The organism is Rhodococcus sp. BS-15 (genome assembly GCF_000813105.1).
In the GTDB taxonomy this organism is placed as follows: Bacteria; Actinomycetota; Actinomycetes; order Mycobacteriales; family Mycobacteriaceae; genus Rhodococcoides.
The window spans coordinates 1-892 of the sequence record NZ_BAOX01000585.1; the positions used below are offsets into that span (position 1 = coordinate 1).

Here is an 892-nt window from a genome sequence, read left to right on the forward strand (position 1 = left end):
GCTGGCGACTGCGCTGGGTGTCGAGGTCGAGCGCTGTTCCCAGTGCGCCGCCGACCACTGCGCCGATGTTGCCGCCCGCGGCCAGCAGAGCGTCGACATCGAGGTCAGCGAGCGCACCGGCGTCGAGGACGGCTCCGAGTGCGGATCCGATGGATCCTGCGATGGCACCGTCTGCCGCGAAGAGACCACCCAGGCTCGCGCCGACTCCGCCGGCCAGGTCGCCGACCAGTGCGCCTCCGGCACCGAGAGCGCCGTCCAGTGCGGCACCGATGTCGGTGGTCAGATCTGCACCGATGGTTCCCAGTCCGCCGAGTGCGCCGCCGATTCCCGCGGTCAGAGCGGCACCGAGGTCACCCGCGATGTCCAGTCCGGCTCCGGCACCGAGTGCGGCGTCGAAGACTCCACCGAGGGCCGCGCCGAGCTCTGCTCCGACGGCTCCGCCGACTCCGAAGACCGCACCGAGAGCGCCGGCCAGGCCGCCCTGGATATCGGCCAGTGCGCCGAGGTCCACGGCACCGGTCGCGCCGATGGCGGCGTCGAGTGCTGCCTGCAGCTGGGCGGCGATGTCTCCGCTGATCTCTCCGCCGATGCCTGCGCCTGCTCCGATCAGTCCGGTCAGAGCAGCGCCGAGTCCGACGGTTCCGCCGAGCAAACCGTCGAGGTCCAGATCCAGACCGCCACCGAGCCCGAGGCCGCCCTCGATGCCTGCACCGAGCAAGGCGTCGAATGCGCCGCCGAAGGCGGTGCCGAGCTCCAGACCGATCTGGCCTCCGACTGCCAACGCCGCGGCGAGTGCTGCCTGGAGAGAAGCTGCGATCTCGCCCGTCACATCGACGCCGCCGGTCAGGCTGCCGCCCGCTGCGAGTCCGCCGCCTGCCACTGCGCCTGCGGC

Annotated in this window: 1 pseudogene; it reads right to left on the reverse strand. The window is 72.1% G+C overall.

The window, feature by feature from the left end:
• Positions 1-892: pseudogene (locus RHBS_RS29465) on the reverse strand (hypothetical protein); the annotation flags it as partial.